The sequence below is a fragment of the Brevundimonas sp. genome (assembly GCF_044239655.1).
Classification (GTDB): Bacteria; Pseudomonadota; Alphaproteobacteria; order Caulobacterales; family Caulobacteraceae; genus Brevundimonas.
Window position 1 is genome coordinate 1 of the sequence record NZ_JBIIAY010000064.1, and the last position, 17,408, is coordinate 17,408.

The window sequence follows — 17,408 nt, forward strand, 5'->3', positions numbered from 1 at the left end:
GCCGTCCGGCTTGCGGCTGAACTTGTAGGCGCCGTGGCTGGTGCCCATGGCGATGGCCAGGGCGTCGACCTGGGTCTCGCGCACGAAGTCGACGGCCTGGTCGGGATCGGTCAGCAGGGCCGAGTGGTCGAGCTTGCCCTCGAAGCCGTGGCCGTCCTCGGCCTCGCCCATGCCGGTTTCCAGCGAGCCCAGAACGCCCAGCTCGCCCTCGACCGAAACGCCGCAGGAGTGGGCCATCTGGGTCACGCGGCGCGTGACCTCGACATTGTATTCGTAGGAGGCGGGGGTTTTGGCGTCCTCTTCCAGCGAGCCGTCCATCATGACGGAGGTGAAGCCGTACTGGATGGCGGTGGCGCAGGTCGCCGGGCCGTTGCCGTGGTCCTGGTGCATGCAGACCGGGATGTGCGGATAGAGTTCGGCCAGACCGTCGATCAGCTTGGCCAGGATGATGTCGTTGGCGTAGTTGCGGGCGCCGCGCGAGGCCTGGATGATGACGGGGGCGTTGACCTCCTCGGCCGCCTCCATGATCGCCAGACCCTGTTCCATGTTGTTGATATTGTAGGCGGGCAGGCCGTACTCGAACTCGGCCGCGTGATCGAGAAGCTGTCGCAGCGTGATGCGCGCCATGATGGTGACCCCTGATGTCTGTCTGTTTTGTTTGGCGAAACTCTAGCGAGGGTCGCAGCCGAAGTCACGCCGTGTAACAGCGGCATGGCGTCACGATCGGTCAGGCGCGGCTTTTGTGCATCGCAGCATGGTGAACGCCGCGCCCCCGATGCGATCAGGCGTTCAGGGCCTCGACGCCGGGGAGGGGCTTGCCCTCCATCCACTCCAGGAAGGCGCCGCCGGCGGTGGACACGAAGGTCAGGTCGTCGGTGACGCCCGCATGGTTGACGGCCGCGACCGTGTCGCCGCCGCCGGCGACGGCGATCAGGGCGCCGGACTTGGTCCGTTCCGCGACATGTTTGGCCGCGGCGACCGTGGCGGCGTCGAAGGGCGGCACCTCGAACACGCCGAGCGGTCCGTTCCAGATCAGGGTCTTGCAGCCGTCGATGGCGGCGTTCAGCCTGGCGACCGTCTCGGGGCCGGCGTCCAGGATCTTGTCGTCGGCGGCGAGGGCTTCGCCGGTCCTGACCGTGCGGGCCACAGCGCCGGGCTTGACCTCGACGGCGACCACGACGTCCACCGGCAGCAGGACTTCACAGCCCTTGGCCGAAGCCTCCGCCATGATCTCGCGGGCGGTGTCGGCCATGTCCTTTTCGGCCAGGGAGCCGCCGATATCCACGCCCTGTGCGAACAGGAAGGTGTTGGCCATGCCGCCGCCGATGGCGAGCTTGTCGAGCTTGCCGACCAGGTTCTTGAGCAGATCGAGCTTGGTCGAAACCTTCGATCCCCCCACGATTCCGATGACGGGCTTCTTCGGATTGCCGAGCGCGGCGTCCAGAGCCTCAAGCTCTCGCCGCATGGACTCGCCGGCATAGGCGGTGATCAGGTGGGCGACGCCCTCGGTCGAGGCGTGGGCGCGGTGAGCGGCGGAAAAGGCGTCGTTCACATAGACGTCGGCGATCTCGGCCAGCTGGGCGGCGAAGGCCGGGTCGTTCTTTTCCTCGCCCGCGTGGAAGCGGACATTTTCCAGCAGGACCACGCCGCCGGCGTCCAGATCGGCGATGGCGGCCTTGGCGGCGTCACCCACGCAGTCTTCGGCGAAGCGGACGGGCGCGCCCAGCAGGGTCTCCAGATCGGCGACGACGGGCTGAAGGCTCATTTCCGGGACGACCTTGCCCTTGGGCCGGTCGAAATGGGCCAGAAGCGCGACCTTGGCGCCGGCCTCGCGCAGCTTTGTGATCGTCGGAAGGGCGACCCTCAGCCGGGTGTCGTCGGTAATCCTGCCGCCCTCCATCGGGACGTTGAAATCCACGCGGACCAAGGCGGTCTTGCCGGCAAGATCCTTGGCGTCGTCGAGGGTGCGGTAGGTCATGGTGGTTTCCTGTCTCCTCCCTGTTCGCGAAGCGAATGGGGAGGTGGATCCGAGTTCTTGCGAGGAGACGGAGGGGTTCTTCACTCCGGATGCGGTGTGCGCTTCAAGAGTCCCTCCACCGCTTCGCGGTCGATGGCTCCCCATCGCCAAGCGGCGACGGGGAGGAGACGCGGGTCTTCAGAGGAATTTCGACATCACCAGCGCGGTGTCGCTCATGCGCGTCGCGAAGCCCCACTCGTTGTCGTACCAGGTCAGGACGCGGGCCAGCTTGCCGTCCACGACTTGCGTCTGGGGCAGGGCGGCGGTCGAGGATGCGGCGATGTGGTTCAGGTCGGTGGAGACCAGGGGCTCGACCGTCGTGGCGAGGACACCCTTCATCGGGCCGTCGGCGGCGGCTTGCAGAGCGGCGTTGATTTCCTCGACGGTGACCTCACGGCCGGCGACGACCTTCAGGTCTACGACCGAGACGTTGGGGGTCGGGACGCGGATCGACGAGCCGTCCAGCTTGCCCTTCAGTTCCGGCAGGACCAGACCCAGGGCCTTGGCGGCGCCGGTCGAGGTCGGGATCATCGACAGGGCGGCGGCGCGGGCGCGGTACAGGTCCTTGTGCATCGTATCCAGCGTCGGCTGGTCGCCGGTGTAGGAGTGGATGGTGGTCATATAGCCGCGCTCGATGCCGAACAGGTCGTGCAGGACCTTGGCGACGGGGGCCAGGGCGTTGGTGGTGCAGGAGCCGTTGGAGACGACGATGTCTTCACCGGTCAGGACGTCGTGGTTGACCTTGTAGACGATGGTCTTGTCGGCGCCGTCGCACGGGGCCGAAACCAGGACGCGCTTGGCACCGGCGGTCAGGTGGGCCGAGGCCTTTTCCTTGGTGGTGAAGATGCCCGTGCATTCGAACGCGATGTCCACGTTCAGTTCGGCGTGGGGCAGTTTGGCCGGGTCGCGCTCGGCGGTGACCTTGATCTTGCCGGTGCCGACGTCGATCCAGTCTGCGCCCGTCGTCACCGTGCCGGGAAAGCGGCCGTGGACGGAATCGAAGCGGAACAGGTGGGCGTTGGTCTCCACCGGGCCCAGGTCGTTGATCGCCACGACTTCGATGTCCGTGCGGCCATGCTCGACGATCGAGCGCAGGACGAGACGGCCGATGCGGCCAAAGCCGTTGATGGCGACGCGGACGGTCATGGGCGGGTGCTCCTGAGATGCTGTTTTTTCGTTGGGCGCTTCAATGGAGCCGACGCGCCCCGGGATCAAGCCCGCAGCCGTAACAAGACGTGATAGATTATGTCGCCGGACAGCAAAACGCCCGGCTGGCGAACCAACCGGGCGTTCCAAGGTCACAGAAGGCATGGCCTCAAGCAGCGCGACCGCGCGTTAGGCCCACGAAGGATGCCTTATTTGATCTTGCCTTCCTTGAATTCGACGTGCTTGCGGATGACCGGGTCGTACTTGTTGACGACCATCTTCTCGGTCTTGGTGCGCGCGTTCTTCTTGGTGACGTAGAAGAAGCCGGTGTCGGCGGTCGAGTTCAGGCGAATCTTGATTGAAGCTGGCTTGGCCATCGGAATTACCTTTGCGACGGCGAAAGCCGCTAAAAATGAGAGCGGCGGAACATACTCAGGAACGCCCGGAAGTCAACGGGCGTGGCGACGTCTTGAACCGGGGCGGTTCGCGGGCCAGTCTGGCCGCATGAAAAACGCGATCACCCTGGCCGTCACCCTCCTTGTCCTCATGGTGCCGAGCCTGGCAAGCGCGCAGACGCAAGGCCGCGACGCCTTCTTCGCCAACCTGTCGACCCTGTGCGGCCAGAGGTTCGAGGGCCGGGTGGTGACGACCGACGCCGCCGACGCCGACTTCGCCAGCCAGCGGCTGACGATGCACGTACGGGACTGTTCCGCCGACGAAATCCGCGTCCCCTTCGCCGTGGGCGAGGACCGGTCGCGCACCTGGGTCATTACGCGGATGGGCGACGCCCTGCGGCTCAAGCACGATCATCGCGGCACCGACGGCAAGCCCGACGGCCTGCACTGGTACGGCGGCGTGACCAACGCACCGGGGACGGCCGAGCGGCAGGAATTCCCGGTCGATGCGTGGTCGGTCGAGCTGTTCAACGCCTGGGATGCCTCGGTCTCGACGACCAACGTCTGGGCGGTCGAGGTGCATCCGGGGCGGATGTTCACCTATGAACTTCGCCGCGCGAACCGGCATTTCCGCGTCGAGTTCGACCTGACGAAGCCGATCACGGACTGACCACGGCCCAAGGCGTCAGAGGCCGGACTGTGGCACAGGCGGGGCCGCCGTCCTTCGCGCGGCCGGGCAGGGTGACGCCCAGGACTGCGCCGGATCGTGCAAGGGTCAGGAGGTCGGCCTGGATATCGTGGACGTCGATCTTGGCGCGGCGCGAGATGCAGGTCTGGCCGTCCCCCGCCTGACCGCCGATGGCGATATAGACGAAGCGCCGCGTCGGCCCCTCCCGCCGCACGAACGGCCCGGTCAGGCGGCCATCGTCAGACAGCTTGACCAGCACATCGAACGACAGGGGCGCGTCGGTCGAGATGCGGGCGTCCACCGGCGCGGATTTCTGATCCTGCAGGCTGTAGTGCAGGCCCGCGACCGGGTCGTTGGTGGTCAGGCGCAGGGTGATCTCGGCGGGCATGGCCTATTCCCGGGTGATGATGTGCTGACCCTTCACCATCCGGACGAAGGGCGGGATCCGATCGGGGTTCGCGCGTCGCTCGGCGGCCTCGCCCAGGATCAGCCGGGTGATGGCGGGCAGGGGCAGGGCCAGCGCCTCGGGCAAGGGCAACCAGGCGATCTCGTCCAGTTCCCCCGACCCGGCCGTGGGCTCGGGTGCGAGAAGGGCGGCGGCATCTGCCATGAAGAACCGGGCGTCGAACCGCCGCGTTCGGTTGGGCGGCGTGATGGCCCGTCCGACATAGGACAGGGCGGCGAGGTCGGGCAGGGCACCGACGGCCCGGAACTCGCGCCACGGCCCGGCGACGGAGGCCGGCGGGGCGGGCTCGGCCAGCATCAGGCCGGTCTCCTCGAAGGTCTCCCGCACGGCGGTCAGCAGCAGGGCGCGGGCGCGGCGTGCGGGAAGCTCGCGCTGAAGCCGGGTCAGGGTTTCGGGCGAAGGATCGTTTGCGGAGGCTGCGGTGAAGTCCGACCGATCGATGCGGCCGCCGGGAAAGACCCATTTCGACGCCATGAACACATGGCCCTCGGCGCGACGGCCCATCAGAACTTCGGGTGCGTCTGCGGTGCCGCGAAACAGGATCAGAGTCGCGGCATCCTTGGGGCGCAGGCGGGGTCCGGCGATGCGGGGCGCATCGCGCAGATCCTGTTCGGCGTCGAAGGCTTCGGTCACCGCCGCTTGCCCTTGCGGACGCCTTTCAGGCCGCCGGATGGGCGGCCACCCGACGGCGGCTTGGGTCCGCCCGGCCGGGCCTTGCCGCGTTTGGGGAAGGACGCACCGCCGGGGCCCCGGTCACGGGCGCGAACACCCAGGCGGGGTGCCGCCGCGTTCGGGTCGCGGGGTTCGGGATCGCTGAGCATCTCGAACAGCAGGCCGCCTGTGATCGGCGTGGCCTCCTTCAGCCTGACCTCCACCATCCGGCCCAGGGTGAACCGCTGGCCCGAGCGTTCGCCGACCAGGGCGTGGGCGCGGTCGTCGTGGGTGAAGTATTCATTGCCCAGCGAGGACACCGGCACCAGGCCGTCGGCCCCCGTCTCGTCCAGTCGGATGAACAGGCCGAAACGGGTCACGCCGGTGATCCGGCCCGTGAAGGTCGCCCCGACCCGGTCCTCCAGGAAAGCAGCGACGTAGCGGTCCATGGCGTCGCGCTCGGCGGCCATGGAGCGGCGCTCGGTCAGGGTGACCTGTTCGGCGATCGACTGAAGCTCGGCGATCTCCTTGTCGGTCAGGCCGTCGCTGCCGAGGTTGAGGGCGCGGATCAGGCCCCGGTGCACGATCAGGTCGGAATAGCGCCGGATCGGCGAGGTGAAGTGGGCGTAGCGATCCAGGTTCAGGCCGAAGTGGCCCAGGTTGTCGGGCGAATAGTGGGCCTGCATCTGCGAGCGCAGCACGACCTCGTTGACGACCTCGGCGTGGGGGGTGTCGCGCGTTTCATCCAGCAGTTTGTTGAACCGCTTGGTGGTCGGCGCCTCGCCCTTGTTCCAGGTCTTGCCGATGGTGCTCAGGAAGTCGGCCAGGTTGAAGACCTTTTCCTGGCTGGGCGTCTCGTGGACGCGGAAGATCAGTGGCGTCTTCTTCGCTTCAAGGGTCTCGGCCGCGCAGACGTTGGCCTGGACCATCATCTCCTCGATCAGCCGGTGGGCCTCCAGCGACTTTCGAGGCACGATGGCGGCGATCCCTCCGTCGGGTGCCATCAGGATGCGGCGTTCGGCGCTCTCGATCTGGAGCGGGCTGCGCTTCAGCCGACCCTTGAGCATCGTGTGATAGGCGTTCCACAGGGGATAGAGGATGGCCTCCATGATCGCGCCGGTCGTGTCGTCGGTCCCGCCGCCGTTCTCGACGCCGTCGATTGCGGACTGGGCCTGTTCGTAGCTGAGCTTGGCGTGCGACCGCATCAGGCCGCGATGGAATTTGTGGCCGATCTTCTTGCCGGAGGAGTCGAACACCATGCGCACGGCCAGCGTCGCGCGGTTCTCGCCTTCCTTCAGACTGCACAGGCCGTTCGACAGCCGTTCGGGCAGCATCGGCTCGACGCGATCGGGGAAATAGGTCGAGTTGCCTTTGGCGCGGGCCTCGCGGTCCAGAGCCGTGCCGGGCCGGACGTAGGCTGCGACGTCGGCGATGGCGACCCAGACGATCCAGCCACCGGGGTTCTTCTCGTCCTCGTCACGCTGGGCATAGACGGCGTCGTCGTGATCGCGCGCATCGGCCGGGTCGATGGTGACGAAGGGAATATCGCGCAGGTCGTCGCGGCCTTTCAGCGTCGGCAGGTCCTGGGTCTCCGCCTCCTTCTCCACCGTGTCCGAAAAGCCGGTCGGGACACCGTGCGCGTGGATGGCGATCAGGGAGGCGGCGCGGGGGTCGTCCTCCTTGCCGATGTGCTCCAGGATCTTGCCGCGCTTGGGGCCGTATCGCTGTTCGGATTTCTCGATGGCGGCCAGCACCAGGTCACCGTCACGCAGGTCTTCGGCGAGCAGTTGGGGGATGATCAGCACGTCCTTGGAGCGGCGATCGACGGGCTCGACGCGGGTTTCGCGGTTGGATTTGCGGATGACGCCCAGGACGCGGTTGTTGTCGCCGTCCAGCTTCTTGACGAGCCGGGCTTCCCAGCCCTCAGCGGCCCGTTCGAACTTGACCAGCAGCCGGTCGCCCATGCCCGGTGCCGGCCCGACCTTGCCGGACTTGTCGGGAACCAGCAGGGCGCGCGGGGCATCCTTGGAGGCTTCGACGAGCCGGACGTACATCTCGCCATCGCCGTCGCGTTCGACCACATCGACCACGCCGACCGGGGGCAGGGTGCCGGTCTCGGAAAAGCCCTTCCTGCCCCGCTTGCCGAGCTTGCCCTCGGCTTCCAGCTCACGGATCATCTCGCGCAGCAGCCGGCGCTCATTGCCTTTCAGCCCGAAGGCGCGGGCGAGGTCGGATTTGTCCGCCTCGCCGGCTTCGCGCAGGAAGGCTAGGAGGGTCTCCTTGTCGGGGAGGCCCGATGCGGGACGTTTAGGGGTCTTGGCCATTCAGTCTTTCATACCGAAATCTCGGTGGGATTGATGCAGGCGATGCCGAGGGCGTTCGCCGCTGCGGCCATTCGGCGGTCGAGTGTTATCAGCCGGGCATTCATTCGCCGGGCGGTCGCCACGTGGATGGCGTCGGGCAGCCTGAGTTTCAGATCGAAGCGGCGTACGATGCGGTTGGCTTCAGTGATGTCGCTGTCGCGGATCGGGCCCAGAGTCGCACTGGTTGCGACCCATTCATCGAGCGCAGTCAGCAAGGCGACGGCTTCACTTTCGGTCTTGCGACCCATCACCACCAAGCCGGCAATCGCGGCGGAGCATTCGCCGACGCCAAAGCTGCTGATGATGGGTTCAGCTGACCCGAGCCGAAGATGCGCTCTAACCGCGCGGCTGGTCGGCTCGCCGAGCAAGACCGAGACCAGGGCGCTGGCATCCAGATAGTCGCTCAAAAGCCTTCGTCACGCATCTGCCGGATCAGGTCTACGGCTGAGATGTCGATCCGTGGCTGCGACTCCGCGACGGCCCTCAGCCGATCCATGGCGGCGCCTCGTTCCTCGATGGACAACACTGGCCTTTCCCGAGCTGCTGCTTTCAACTCGGCCACTGGCTTGCCATGGCGGGTGATCGTGATGCTCTCGCCAGCCTCGACCCGGTCGAGCAGGTGAGTGAAATTGTTCTTGGCTTCGGCGACGCCGTAACTGGCCATGATCGCTCTCCGATTATGGCCATAAGTATAGCCATTTTTCGCGGATTTGCCAGTCGCGCCAGTCAGGCGATGATGTCGGGCAGGATGCGGCTTTCGATCTTCACGATCTCGTCGCGCAGCAGCAGTTTCTTGCGTTTCAGCCGGGCGATCATCAGCTGGTCGGGGATCGGCATGTGGTTGAGCGCCTCGATGGAGGCGTCGAGATCGGCATGCTCCTGGCGCAGCAGCTTGACCTCCGCGTGGAGCGCCAGCTCGTCTTCGGACAGGAAAGGTTCGTCGTCGTTCATGCGCAGGCCCTGACTCGCGCAATCATAGCCGAGGCGGCGTCATGCCGGAAGGCGTTCGGCGAGCGCGATCAGCGCCTGGCGCGGCACGACGCGGTCCCAGACGCGCGCGACCTCGACCATGCCGTCCAGCGCGGGCAGGGCGGTCCCGGTCGACGGCGGAGCGAGGGCTTCCAGGTCGGTCAGCAGGCCGCGTTCAGCCTCCAGCTCAAGCGCCTTGACCTGTTCACGAAGGGCCAGGCGGGCATCTGAACCCATGTCGAGGATCTGGGCCTTCAGCGTGACCCGAACCTTGCGCAGCGGGGTGATGGCGGCGCGGTCCCAGGCGCGGGCGGTGTCGCAGGCGGCTTCCAGCGTATCGCCGTCGGGACATCGACCCGACCTAGCACACCAGGCCGCCCAGAGCAGAAGCGGCACACTCTGGCCGTTGACCTCCTGAAGCTGAAGACAGGCCTCCGGCACGCCCGGTACGGCATAGGCGGCGACCGCCCAGTCCCAGAGCCCGCCGTCGCTCATTCCGCGTCGGCCGGGCCCTTCAGCCCGCCCCAACGACGCACGGCCGACCAGTCCAGCCCGAACAGGTCCAGCGCGCGGCCCACCGACTGGTCCACCATCTCGGCGATAGAGGTGGGCTTGGCGTAGAAGGCGGGGACGGGCGGCGCGATGATCGCGCCCATCTCGGCCAGGGCCGTCATGGTCCGCAGATGCCCCAGGTGCAGAGGCGTTTCGCGCACCATCAGAACCAGAGGCCGTCGCTCCTTCAAGACCACATCAGCGGCGCGGGTCAGCAGGGTCGAGGTCACGCCGGTGGCGATCTCGCTCATGGTCCGGACCGAGCATGGCGCGACGATCATGCCCAGCGACCGGAACGAGCCGGAGGCAATGGTCGCGCCGACGTCGTTCAGCCGGTGCGACACGGTGGCGCGGCCCATGAGGTCGCCAGGGGTCAGATCTGTTTCCTGGGACAGGGTCAGCAGGGTGGCACGGGTGACGACGAGGTGGCTTTCGACGCCCAGGTCGTTCAGCGCATCCAGCACCCGGACGCCGTAAGTCACGCCGGACGCACCGGAAATTCCCACGACAAGGCGGGGTGGAAGGTTCCGTACGGCTCCGTTCACATCATGGTCCTTATTGGCGCTCAGCCTGTCCCAGTCCGGAGCCCGTTAACACCCTGTTGTCGTCACGGACTCGTGATTCCACAGACCGGCGTTCCGGGCGCTCACTACCTGGTCCCTTAGACATGGAGGCGCAAGCCATGACCATCGAAGCTCGTATCCGCGAACTGGGAAACCGTCACCGTCTGCTGGATGAGACCATCCAGCGGGAGGTGCATCATCCGGCCGTGGATCCGTTGCAGGTCAGGGAGCTGAAGCGAAGGAAGCTCCGGCTCAAGGAGGAAATCACCAGTCTCGAGGCCCGGGCAGGTTAGCCGGGCCACCCGCGTTAAGTTAAGGAACGGCCCCGGTGGAGACACCGGGGCCGTTGCCGTTTCCGGTCTAGTTGCGCGTCCCGAACACCGAAGCGGCCGTCGGTTCGGCGGTGCGGCGCTCTGCGGCTTCGGGGACGAACTCGGGCTCGGCGGGTTCGGCCTCGACGGGCTGGAGAGTGTCGCCGCCCTTCTTGGCGTCGTCCTTGTTCTTCTTGGCGGCGGCCTTGGAGACCAGGTCGTCGAGCGCGAGCTGGCCGACGAGGCCCAGTGTGACCGGATCGACCGGTTTGATCTGGGGGCTGTTCCAGTGGGTGCGGTTGCGCACGCTCTCGATCGTGGATTTGGTGGTGCCCAGCAGTTTGGCGATCTGGGCGTCGGTCACCTCGGGGTGGTTGCGCACGAACCAGGCGATGGCGTCCGGACGGTCCTGGCGGCGCGAGACCGGCGTGTATTTCGGCGGTGCCTTGTGGGCCTTCAGCAGTTCGGCGTGGCGGCTGACGATGGCCTTCATGCGGTAGTCGGCATTGTCCTGGGCCTTGTCGAGCTCCTCGCGGGTCAGCTGACCGCCGGTGATCGGATCGACGCCGCGGATGTCGCGGGCCACGTCGCCGTCGGCGATGCCGCGCACTTCGAGCGGATGCAGGCCACAGAAGGCGGCGATCTGCTCGAAGGTCAGGGAGGTGTTGTCCACCATCCAGACCGCGGTGGCCTTGGGCATGAGGATGTCGGTCATGGGCGTTGGTCCCGGTAGAAGATGGCCCGAATGCGGGCTCTGGATACGACGGCGCCCGACCTTTCGGCCGGGCGCGATGGTCGAGGTATAGGCCGTTTCGTCAGAAAAGAAAACGTTGACCGTCACGCGTCTGAAACGGACATACAGCACAGGTTCATGTTCGGGGATGAACACTGGTCGTCCAGGCGCGTTGTGCGTCTTTAGGGATTGTTCTGGAGGGAACGCGATGTTGATTCAAATGAGCGCGGCGGCTGCCGCCATGGCCCTGCTGGCACCCCAGCAGTTCGCGGCACCTGAAGGCGGCCAGCAGCGGGTCGCACCGCGGGGCAGCTATGCCCAGACCTGTTCGGGCGAGTACGTCAATCAGGGCCGCCTGTACGCCGACTGCCAGGACACGCGCGGCAATCTGCGCGGCACCTCGATCGAACTGGCCCGCTGCGCCAACAATGAGATCGGCAACATCGACGGTCTTCTGGTCTGCGGCAGCTTCCGTGGCGACTATGAGCGGGGCAGCAACAACGGTGGCGGCGGGCGCCCCGGCGGCGGTGGCAACAACAACGGTGGCAATAACGGCGGTGGTTGGGGTGGCGGCAACAACGGCGGCGGAAACAACGGCGGTGGTTGGGGCGGCAACAACGGCGGTGGCAACAACGGCGGCGGCTGGGGCGGTGGCAATGGCGGCAACTCGGTGACTGTTTATCGCGACGCCAATTTCCGCGGCCAGTCCCAGACCTTCACGGGCGAGATCTACAACCTCGGCAACTCCGGCTTCAACGACGCCATCAGCTCGATGCAGTTCCGGGGCACCTGGGAAGCCTGCACCGACTCCAACTTCCGGGGTCAGTGCCAGCAGTTCGACGGTTCGGTCCGGAACCTCGACCGCTGGGGCCTGAACGACCGCATCTCGTCGATCCGCCCGGTGCGGCGCGGTGGAGGGGGCTGGTAAGCCTAGACCTCCAGAACAACCTTGCCGACATGGCGGCCCGCTTCCAGATGGAGGTGGGCCGCAGCGGCCGCGGACAGCGGGAACGTCGCCTCCACAGGCGGCCTGACCGCGCCTGACGCGACCCAGGGCCAGACTGTCGCCTCGACCGCCGTCGCCAGCCGCGCCTTCTCGTCGGCCGGGCGCGCCCGCAGGGTCGAACCGGTCAGCACGATCCGCTTCATCATCACTTTCGACAGATCGATCTCCGACCGCGCGCCCGAAAGCGTGGCGATCACCACCCATCGACCGAGGGGTTTCAGCGCGTCGAGATTGATCCGCGCATAGTCGGCTCCGACCATGTCCAGAACCACATCGACCCCGCCGGCCTCGGCCAGCGCCGCCGCGACGTCGTCGACCGAGGCGTCAAGGCTGATGTCGGCCCCCAGGGTCAGGGCGGCGGCGGCTTTCTCCGGCCCGCGTGACGTGGCGATGACCCGCGCACCGGCCGCCTTGGCCATCTGGATGGCGGTCACGCCGATGCCGCTGGTCGCACCATGGATCAGCAGGGTCTCGCCGGCCTTCAGACCGCCCGCCTCGAACACATTGGCGAAGACGGTGAAGACCGTCTCGGGCAGGGCGGCGGCCTGGATGAAATCCATGCCGTTGGGGATGGGCAGGACATGCCGGGCGTCGACCACGGCGGACTCCGCATAGGCACCTCCGCCCAGCAAGGCGCAGACCCGGTCGCCGAGCCGCCATCGCCCCACGCCACCCGAGCCGTCATCGGTGCCGATCCGGTCGATCTCCCCGGCGACCTCGAGCCCCAGGATGTCCGGCGCGCCAGGCGGCGGCGGGTAACGGCCCTGGCGCTGCAACAGGTCGGGGCGGTTGACCCCGGCGGCGCGAACCCTGATGCGGACCTGTCCCGGTCCGGGCTCCGGATCCGGACGTTCGGCGAGCGTCAGCGCCTCGGCGGGGCCGGAGCCGCCCTTGATCTCGATGACCTTCATGGGCGAGCAACCTTGCATTCATGCCGCGACAGGCGCTGAAATAGGGGTTCACACGGAGCATGGCCACAGGAGCCGGTGATGACGTTTGAAGATCTGGAGCCCCGCGTCGGCCGCGGTGCCACCCTGACGGCGCTGGGCCGCGAGGACCTCGACCTGTATTCGGTTCAGGAACTGGACGAGCGGATCGAGGCCCTGAACACCGAGATCGAACGGGCCCGATCCGCCATCGCGGGCAAGCAGGCCAAGAAGAGCGCCGCCGACGCCCTGTTCAACTTCGGCGCCTGACGACGGTTTCGCACACCGCCGGTACGCTGGCACGGGGGTTGCAGCCCGGGACCGCAGGGGCCGCCATGGCCCGAAAATCGATACGGACGCGCGCGCAGTTTCATGAGTATTATGGCCTTTATGACCACTGACGCTGCCCTGCCCGACATGCGGTCCCGCGCGGCCGAGATCCGCGACTTCGCGCGCTCGGAGCTTTTCGACCGCACCTTCGCCGAGGGCATGGAGCTGGTTGAGGACATCGCCGCCTATCTGGACGGCGACGGGCGGCGCGAGTCCAAGCTGCTGTCGCGCGCGGCGGCCCTGGCCTATGCGGCCGAGAGCATGAAGCTGACGACCCGCTTGATGCAGGTCGCGTCCTGGCTGCTGGTCCAGCGGGCGGTGCGCGAAGGCGATATGGAGCCTGATGCCGCCTGTGATCCGCGCTATCGCCTGACCCCGCGCCCGGCGGATGCCGAGCCCAGCCATGCCGACCTGCCGATCGCCCTGGTCGAATATGTGGTCCGCGCCGAGAAGCTCCACGACCGGGTGCTGTACCTTGATCGCCGGATGTATCTGGACGCGCCGGTGGAGGAGCCGGTGAACCCGGTCCTGAGCCAGCACGGCATGCTTGAAGCGGCGTTCAGATTGTAAGATCCTCTCTCCCCGTCGCAGGCAGGGACGGCGAGGCGAAGGCAAGTCAGGATAGGATCCGATAGGTGAGGAGCGTGCTTTACACGGCCCCACCCGGATCGCTCCGCGATCATCCCTCCCCATGAAGGGGAGGGAGAAATTCAAACCGGCTTCATCTCGATGACTTGCGGCGCAGGTTCCGGCGCGACCGGGGCCGGCGCAGGCCGGGCGGGCGGGGCCGAGGCGGGGACGTCGCGGCGGCTTTGCAGAACGCGGCCCTGGAAATAGGCACCCACGTCGATCGACAGCTGTTCGGCCGTGATGTCGCCGTCCAGATAGGCCGTCGAGATCAGCTTGACCTGTTTGCCGGTGACGGCACCGACGATCCGGCCACGGACCTCTAGATAATCGGCCGCGACATTGCCCTCGATCGCACCGGTTTCACCGACGATCAGCCGGCCGACGCGGACATCACCCTTGATCGCTCCGTCGACCTGAAGATCACCGGCCCCCGAGATGACCCCTTCGAAGCTGAGGTCCGACGACAGGGTCGACAGGCCCCGCGACGACGCCACCGGCGACGGGGCCGGGGTCGGGGCGCTGACAGACCGGCCTGCGGTCGGCAGGTCGGGCAGGGGCGGGATCGGCTGGGCGGCCGGGCGGGGGGTGTTAGTTTTGTTGAACAAGCTGGTCTCCTGCTCTGAGGAAGCGGGCGGGATTCTGGGGTCGGCCGTCCACCCACACTTCATAGTGCAGATGCACGCCGGTGGAACGCCCCGTGGTCCCCATGCCGCCGATCCTCTGGCCCAGCGCGATCGGCTGGCCGGTGGCGACGGCGATGGAGTTCAGGTGGGCGAAGCGGGTCTTGAAGCCGTGACCGTGATCTATCTCAACGGTGTTGCCATACCCTGAACGGACGCCGGTAAACGACACGACGCCGGGCGCGGTGGCCGAGATCGGCGTATTCAGGGGCGCAGCGAAGTCCTGACCCTGATGCAGGGCGGGTCGGCCGTTGAACGGATCGAACCGTACGCCGAACCCGGACGTGGTCCGCGCGGTGGTCGGCTTGTTGAACGGCAGGCCCTCCGCGACGTCGGCCAGTTGGCGCATTTCACTAAGGTTGTCGGCGGCGTTGCGGATGCGGATGGCGAAGGGCTCATCGACATCCAGGATGGCGGCCAGGGCACTGGGGTCCTTGGCCTCGACCAGAGGCCCGCCCAAGGACGATCCGCGCGAGACATAGGCCGCAGGGTTCAGCCCCGCGAGGCGAAAGGCCAGGCGCAGCCGTTCGGCGCGGTTCTGGGCGAAGGTCTGGGCCCGGGCGATCAGCCGGTCCTGGTCCATGCGCACGGCCATGATGCGTTGAACAGGGGTGGTGGTCGCCGGGTTAAGGGCCCGTGCAGGACGCAGAGCCGCCTGCGATCCCGGGATGCCCTGGAAATTGCTCATCACCCCTGTCAGGGCCGCGTGTCGGCGCTCGACCATCTCGGCCATCTCGTCCAGCGATCCGTTGGTGGCCGACATGCGGACGACGGCAGTCTCGAGCCGGGCCTGGAGGTCTGCGTTGACCCGTTCCGAGGCGGCGCGGGCGCGGGCGACGTCGCTGTCAGCCTGGCTGCGGGCGATCACGTCGAACAGGAAGCCGCCGGACGCCACAAGGGTCCAGGCCGCAAAAACCACAGCCACAGCCGCGATCATGGCCTGACGGCTGCCGGTCAAAACATAGCCCCGGACCTCGCCGTGGCTGCGCAAATAGAGATGACGCTCCGGAAAAAAGCGATCCAGAAGGGACCGCCTAACCGCCCCTTGTTCGTCTTCCATATGAACACGCCCCCACGTTCCGGAGGCACTAAACCGTACGCTGACGCTTACGGCAATGGCGTTCACGCATTGTTAACCCTGATTGTGCGCCGCACACCCGAAAACGAATCTGGATACGGTAAAGTTTCGCCTGACAGGGGTAATGACAAGTCTGTCGAGGTCAGATCACGGCGAGATTTATACTGGTCAGAGCAACCGGACGGCGTCCAGAACCGCCTGAGCGTGTCCCTTGACCGAGACCTTGCGCCAGACCTGTCGGACAAGGCCGCCTGCATCGATCAGGAAGGCGGCGCGCTCGATCCCCATGTAGACGCGACCGTAGAGCGTCTTTTCTCCCCACACGCCAAAGGCTTCGGTGACCGAGCCTTCGTCGTCGGACGCGAGGATGACCCCCAACTCGCGCTTGGTCTTGAACCGGTCCAGCGCCTTTACCGCATCGCGGGAGACGCCGATGACGACGGTGTTCGCGGCAGTGAAATCCTCGGCCAGGGCCGTGAAATCCTGCGCTTCCGTAGTACAGCCCGGGGTGTCGGCCTTGGGGTAGAAATACAGGACGACGGATCTGCCGATCAGGTCGGCACTGCGGATGCGCCCGCCGCCGTCGGTGGGCATATCGAAGGCAGGGGCGGGGGAACCGGGTTCAATCGTCATTTCGCTTCTCCGGGTCAGACGGGTCTGACGAGTACGATCTTTTTCTTGCCGGCGGCCAGTTTGATGACGCCCTCGGGGCCGACGTCGGAGGCTTCGATCAGGCGAGCGCCGTCAGAGATGGCTTCGTCGTTCAGGCGAAGGCCGCCGCCCTGGGCCAGGCGACGCGCCTCGCCGTTGGATGCGGTGAGGCCGGCCTTGGTGGTCACCGCAGCTATCATGGCGCCGATGACCTCGGCCGACGGGAGTTCGACGGTGGGCAGGTCGGCGGACATCGTGCCGCGTTCGAAGGCCCCCTCGGCCGCCGCGCGGGCCTTGGCCGCCTCCTCGGTGCCGTGAAGCAGGGTGGTCGCCGCGTCGGCGAGCGCCTTCTTGGCCTCGTTGATCTCGGCACCCTGTTTCGCTTCCCAGGCGGCGATCTGGTCCAGCGGCAGGTCGGTGAACAGTTTCATGAACCGGCCGACGTCGGCGTCCTCGGCGTTCCTCCAGAACTGCCAGTAGTCATAGGGGCTCAACTGTTCGGCATTGAGCCAGACGGCACCCTGGGCCGTCTTGCCCATCTTGCCGCCCGAGGCCGTCGTCAGGAGCGGCGTGGTCAGGCCGAAGGCGGCCTTCTGATCCACCCGGCGAACCAGATCGACGCCGGAGACGATATTGCCCCATTGGTCCGACCCGCCCATCTGAAGGGCCACATTCTGGCGGCGGTTGAGCTCCAGGAAGTCCACCGACTGCATCAGCATGTAGTTGAACTCGAGGAAGGTCATCGGCTGCTCGCGTTCCAGCCGCAGCTTGACCGAGTCGAATGCCAGCATCCGGTTGACCGTGAAGTGGGTCCCGTAGTCGCGCAGGAATTCGATGTAGCCGTATTTCGACAGCCACTGATCGTTGTCGATCATGATCGCATCGGTGGGGCCGTCGCCGAAGGTCAGGAATTTCTCGAACACCGTCCGGATGGAGGCGATATTGGACTGGATGGTTTCGTCGGTCAGCTGGGGCCGTGAAGTGTCCTTGCCGGTCGGGTCACCGACCTTGGTCGTGCCCCCACCCATGATGACGACGGGCCGGCCGCCGGCCTGCTGGAGCCGGCGCAGCATCATGATCTGGATCAGGGAGCCGACGTGCAGGCTGGGTGCCGTGGCATCGAACCCGATGTAGCCTGAGACGATCCCGTCCTTCGCCGCCGTGTCGAGTTCGGTCGGGTGGGTGATCTGGTGGATATATCCGCGCGCCTGGAGCGTGGTCAGGAAGTCGGATTTGAAGGTCGGGTCGGTCAT

23 protein-coding genes are annotated in these 17,408 nt (G+C 66.7%); 5 read left to right on the top strand and 18 right to left on the bottom strand.

Translation table 11 applies throughout. From position 1 onward, the window contains the following. The 4 genes from ACILQR_RS09875 to rpmG all read right to left on the bottom strand — a co-directional run. On the bottom strand, positions 1-627 hold a 627-nt coding region (locus tag ACILQR_RS09875), incomplete at its 3' end, for a class II fructose-bisphosphate aldolase (RefSeq protein ID WP_395651263.1). A 154-nt stretch (positions 628-781) separates the two neighbouring features. Beyond that, positions 782-1,978, bottom strand: a complete 1,197-nt coding sequence (locus ACILQR_RS09880; RefSeq protein WP_395651264.1) for a phosphoglycerate kinase — start codon at positions 1,976-1,978, stop codon at positions 782-784. A 177-nt stretch (positions 1,979-2,155) separates the two neighbouring features. Then, positions 2,156-3,163, bottom strand: coding sequence for a type I glyceraldehyde-3-phosphate dehydrogenase (gene gap / locus ACILQR_RS09885; RefSeq protein WP_395651265.1), 1,008 nt, complete (start codon positions 3,161-3,163; stop codon positions 2,156-2,158). A gap of 209 nt (positions 3,164-3,372) precedes the next feature. Beyond that, entirely contained in the window at positions 3,373-3,540 is a 168-nt protein-coding gene (gene rpmG, locus ACILQR_RS09890) for a 50S ribosomal protein L33 (RefSeq protein ID WP_131252530.1), read from the bottom strand. A gap of 127 nt (positions 3,541-3,667) precedes the next feature. On the opposite strand from rpmG, the gene ACILQR_RS09895 reads away from it, so the two are divergent. Then, positions 3,668-4,228, top strand: coding sequence for a hypothetical protein (locus tag ACILQR_RS09895; RefSeq protein WP_395651266.1), 561 nt, complete (start codon positions 3,668-3,670; stop codon positions 4,226-4,228). Here ACILQR_RS09895 and ACILQR_RS09900 read toward each other — a convergent pair. From ACILQR_RS09900 to ACILQR_RS09935, 8 genes are all read right to left on the bottom strand, one after another. Continuing rightward, positions 4,218-4,634 (bottom strand): DUF5990 family protein, encoded by a 417-nt coding sequence (locus ACILQR_RS09900; protein ID WP_395651267.1) that lies wholly within the window; start codon positions 4,632-4,634, stop codon positions 4,218-4,220. The genes ACILQR_RS09895 and ACILQR_RS09900 overlap by 11 nt on opposite strands. 3 nt (positions 4,635-4,637) lie before the next feature. Beyond that, the gene (locus ACILQR_RS09905) at positions 4,638-5,345 is read right to left on the bottom strand and encodes an NUDIX hydrolase (protein WP_395651268.1); all 708 of its coding nucleotides are present in this window, start codon (positions 5,343-5,345) and stop codon (positions 4,638-4,640) included. Continuing rightward, positions 5,342-7,687, bottom strand: coding sequence for a ribonuclease R (rnr, locus tag ACILQR_RS09910; protein WP_395651269.1), 2,346 nt, complete (start codon positions 7,685-7,687; stop codon positions 5,342-5,344). Before rnr ends, ACILQR_RS09905 begins: the two co-directional genes overlap by 4 nt. Before the next feature lie 8 nt (positions 7,688-7,695). Beyond that, positions 7,696-8,133 carry a type II toxin-antitoxin system VapC family toxin gene (locus ACILQR_RS09915; protein WP_395651270.1) on the bottom strand — a complete coding sequence of 146 codons (438 nt, stop codon included), beginning with the start codon at positions 8,131-8,133 and terminating at the stop codon, positions 7,696-7,698. Next, positions 8,130-8,390 (bottom strand): type II toxin-antitoxin system Phd/YefM family antitoxin, encoded by a 261-nt coding sequence (locus tag ACILQR_RS09920; RefSeq protein ID WP_395651271.1) that lies wholly within the window; start codon positions 8,388-8,390, stop codon positions 8,130-8,132. The genes ACILQR_RS09915 and ACILQR_RS09920 overlap by 4 nt, the downstream gene beginning before the upstream one ends. A 62-nt stretch (positions 8,391-8,452) precedes the next feature. Beyond that, a complete protein-coding gene (locus ACILQR_RS09925; RefSeq protein WP_271146869.1) occupies positions 8,453-8,677 on the bottom strand; it encodes a YdcH family protein in 225 nt (74 codons plus the stop codon). 39 nt (positions 8,678-8,716) lie between these two features. Further along, a complete protein-coding gene (locus ACILQR_RS09930; RefSeq protein WP_395651272.1) occupies positions 8,717-9,190 on the bottom strand; it encodes a TIGR02444 family protein in 474 nt (157 codons plus the stop codon). After that, positions 9,187-9,792 carry a UbiX family flavin prenyltransferase gene (locus ACILQR_RS09935; protein ID WP_395651273.1) on the bottom strand — a complete coding sequence of 202 codons (606 nt, stop codon included), beginning with the start codon at positions 9,790-9,792 and terminating at the stop codon, positions 9,187-9,189. The genes ACILQR_RS09930 and ACILQR_RS09935 overlap by 4 nt, the downstream gene beginning before the upstream one ends. Positions 9,793-9,929: 137 nt before the next feature. On the opposite strand from ACILQR_RS09935, the gene ACILQR_RS09940 reads away from it, so the two are divergent. Next, on the top strand, positions 9,930-10,103 hold the full coding sequence (locus ACILQR_RS09940) for a YdcH family protein (protein WP_271146872.1): 174 nt from the start codon (positions 9,930-9,932) through the stop codon (positions 10,101-10,103). A gap of 67 nt (positions 10,104-10,170) precedes the next feature. Here ACILQR_RS09940 and ACILQR_RS09945 read toward each other — a convergent pair whose 3' ends face one another. Then, a complete protein-coding gene (locus ACILQR_RS09945; protein ID WP_395651274.1) occupies positions 10,171-10,836 on the bottom strand; it encodes a DUF1013 domain-containing protein in 666 nt (221 codons plus the stop codon). 226 nt (positions 10,837-11,062) lie between these two features. Between ACILQR_RS09945 and ACILQR_RS09950 the strand changes: the two genes are divergently transcribed. After that, positions 11,063-11,782: a beta/gamma crystallin-related protein gene (locus tag ACILQR_RS09950; RefSeq protein ID WP_395651275.1), complete on the top strand. Its 720-nt coding sequence runs from the start codon at positions 11,063-11,065 to the stop codon at positions 11,780-11,782. 2 nt (positions 11,783-11,784) lie between these two features. On the opposite strand, the gene ACILQR_RS09955 is transcribed toward ACILQR_RS09950, so the two are convergent. Then, positions 11,785-12,771, bottom strand: a complete 987-nt coding sequence (locus ACILQR_RS09955) for an NAD(P)H-quinone oxidoreductase (protein ID WP_395651276.1) — start codon at positions 12,769-12,771, stop codon at positions 11,785-11,787. Between the two features lie 78 nt (positions 12,772-12,849). Between ACILQR_RS09955 and ACILQR_RS09960 the strand changes: the two genes are divergently transcribed. After that, entirely contained in the window at positions 12,850-13,056 is a 207-nt protein-coding gene (locus ACILQR_RS09960; protein ID WP_271146876.1) for a DUF1192 domain-containing protein, read from the top strand. A 120-nt stretch (positions 13,057-13,176) separates the two neighbouring features. Beyond that, a complete protein-coding gene (locus ACILQR_RS09965; protein ID WP_395651277.1) occupies positions 13,177-13,686 on the top strand; it encodes a DUF1465 family protein in 510 nt (169 codons plus the stop codon). Between the two features lie 140 nt (positions 13,687-13,826). Here the strand turns inward: ACILQR_RS09965 and ACILQR_RS09970 are convergent, their stop codons facing one another. From ACILQR_RS09970 to tyrS, 4 genes are all read right to left on the bottom strand, one after another. Further along, positions 13,827-14,351: a polymer-forming cytoskeletal protein gene (locus ACILQR_RS09970; protein WP_395651278.1), complete on the bottom strand. Its 525-nt coding sequence runs from the start codon at positions 14,349-14,351 to the stop codon at positions 13,827-13,829. Next, entirely contained in the window at positions 14,335-15,486 is a 1,152-nt protein-coding gene (locus ACILQR_RS09975) for a peptidoglycan DD-metalloendopeptidase family protein (RefSeq protein ID WP_395651279.1), read from the bottom strand. Before ACILQR_RS09975 ends, ACILQR_RS09970 begins: the two co-directional genes overlap by 17 nt. A gap of 186 nt (positions 15,487-15,672) precedes the next feature. Beyond that, positions 15,673-16,137 (bottom strand): thioredoxin-dependent thiol peroxidase, encoded by a 465-nt coding sequence (gene bcp, locus ACILQR_RS09980; protein WP_395651280.1) that lies wholly within the window; start codon positions 16,135-16,137, stop codon positions 15,673-15,675. 14 nt (positions 16,138-16,151) lie between these two features. Beyond that, the gene (tyrS, locus tag ACILQR_RS09985; RefSeq protein WP_395651281.1) at positions 16,152-17,408 is read right to left on the bottom strand and encodes a tyrosine--tRNA ligase; all 1,257 of its coding nucleotides are present in this window, start codon (positions 17,406-17,408) and stop codon (positions 16,152-16,154) included.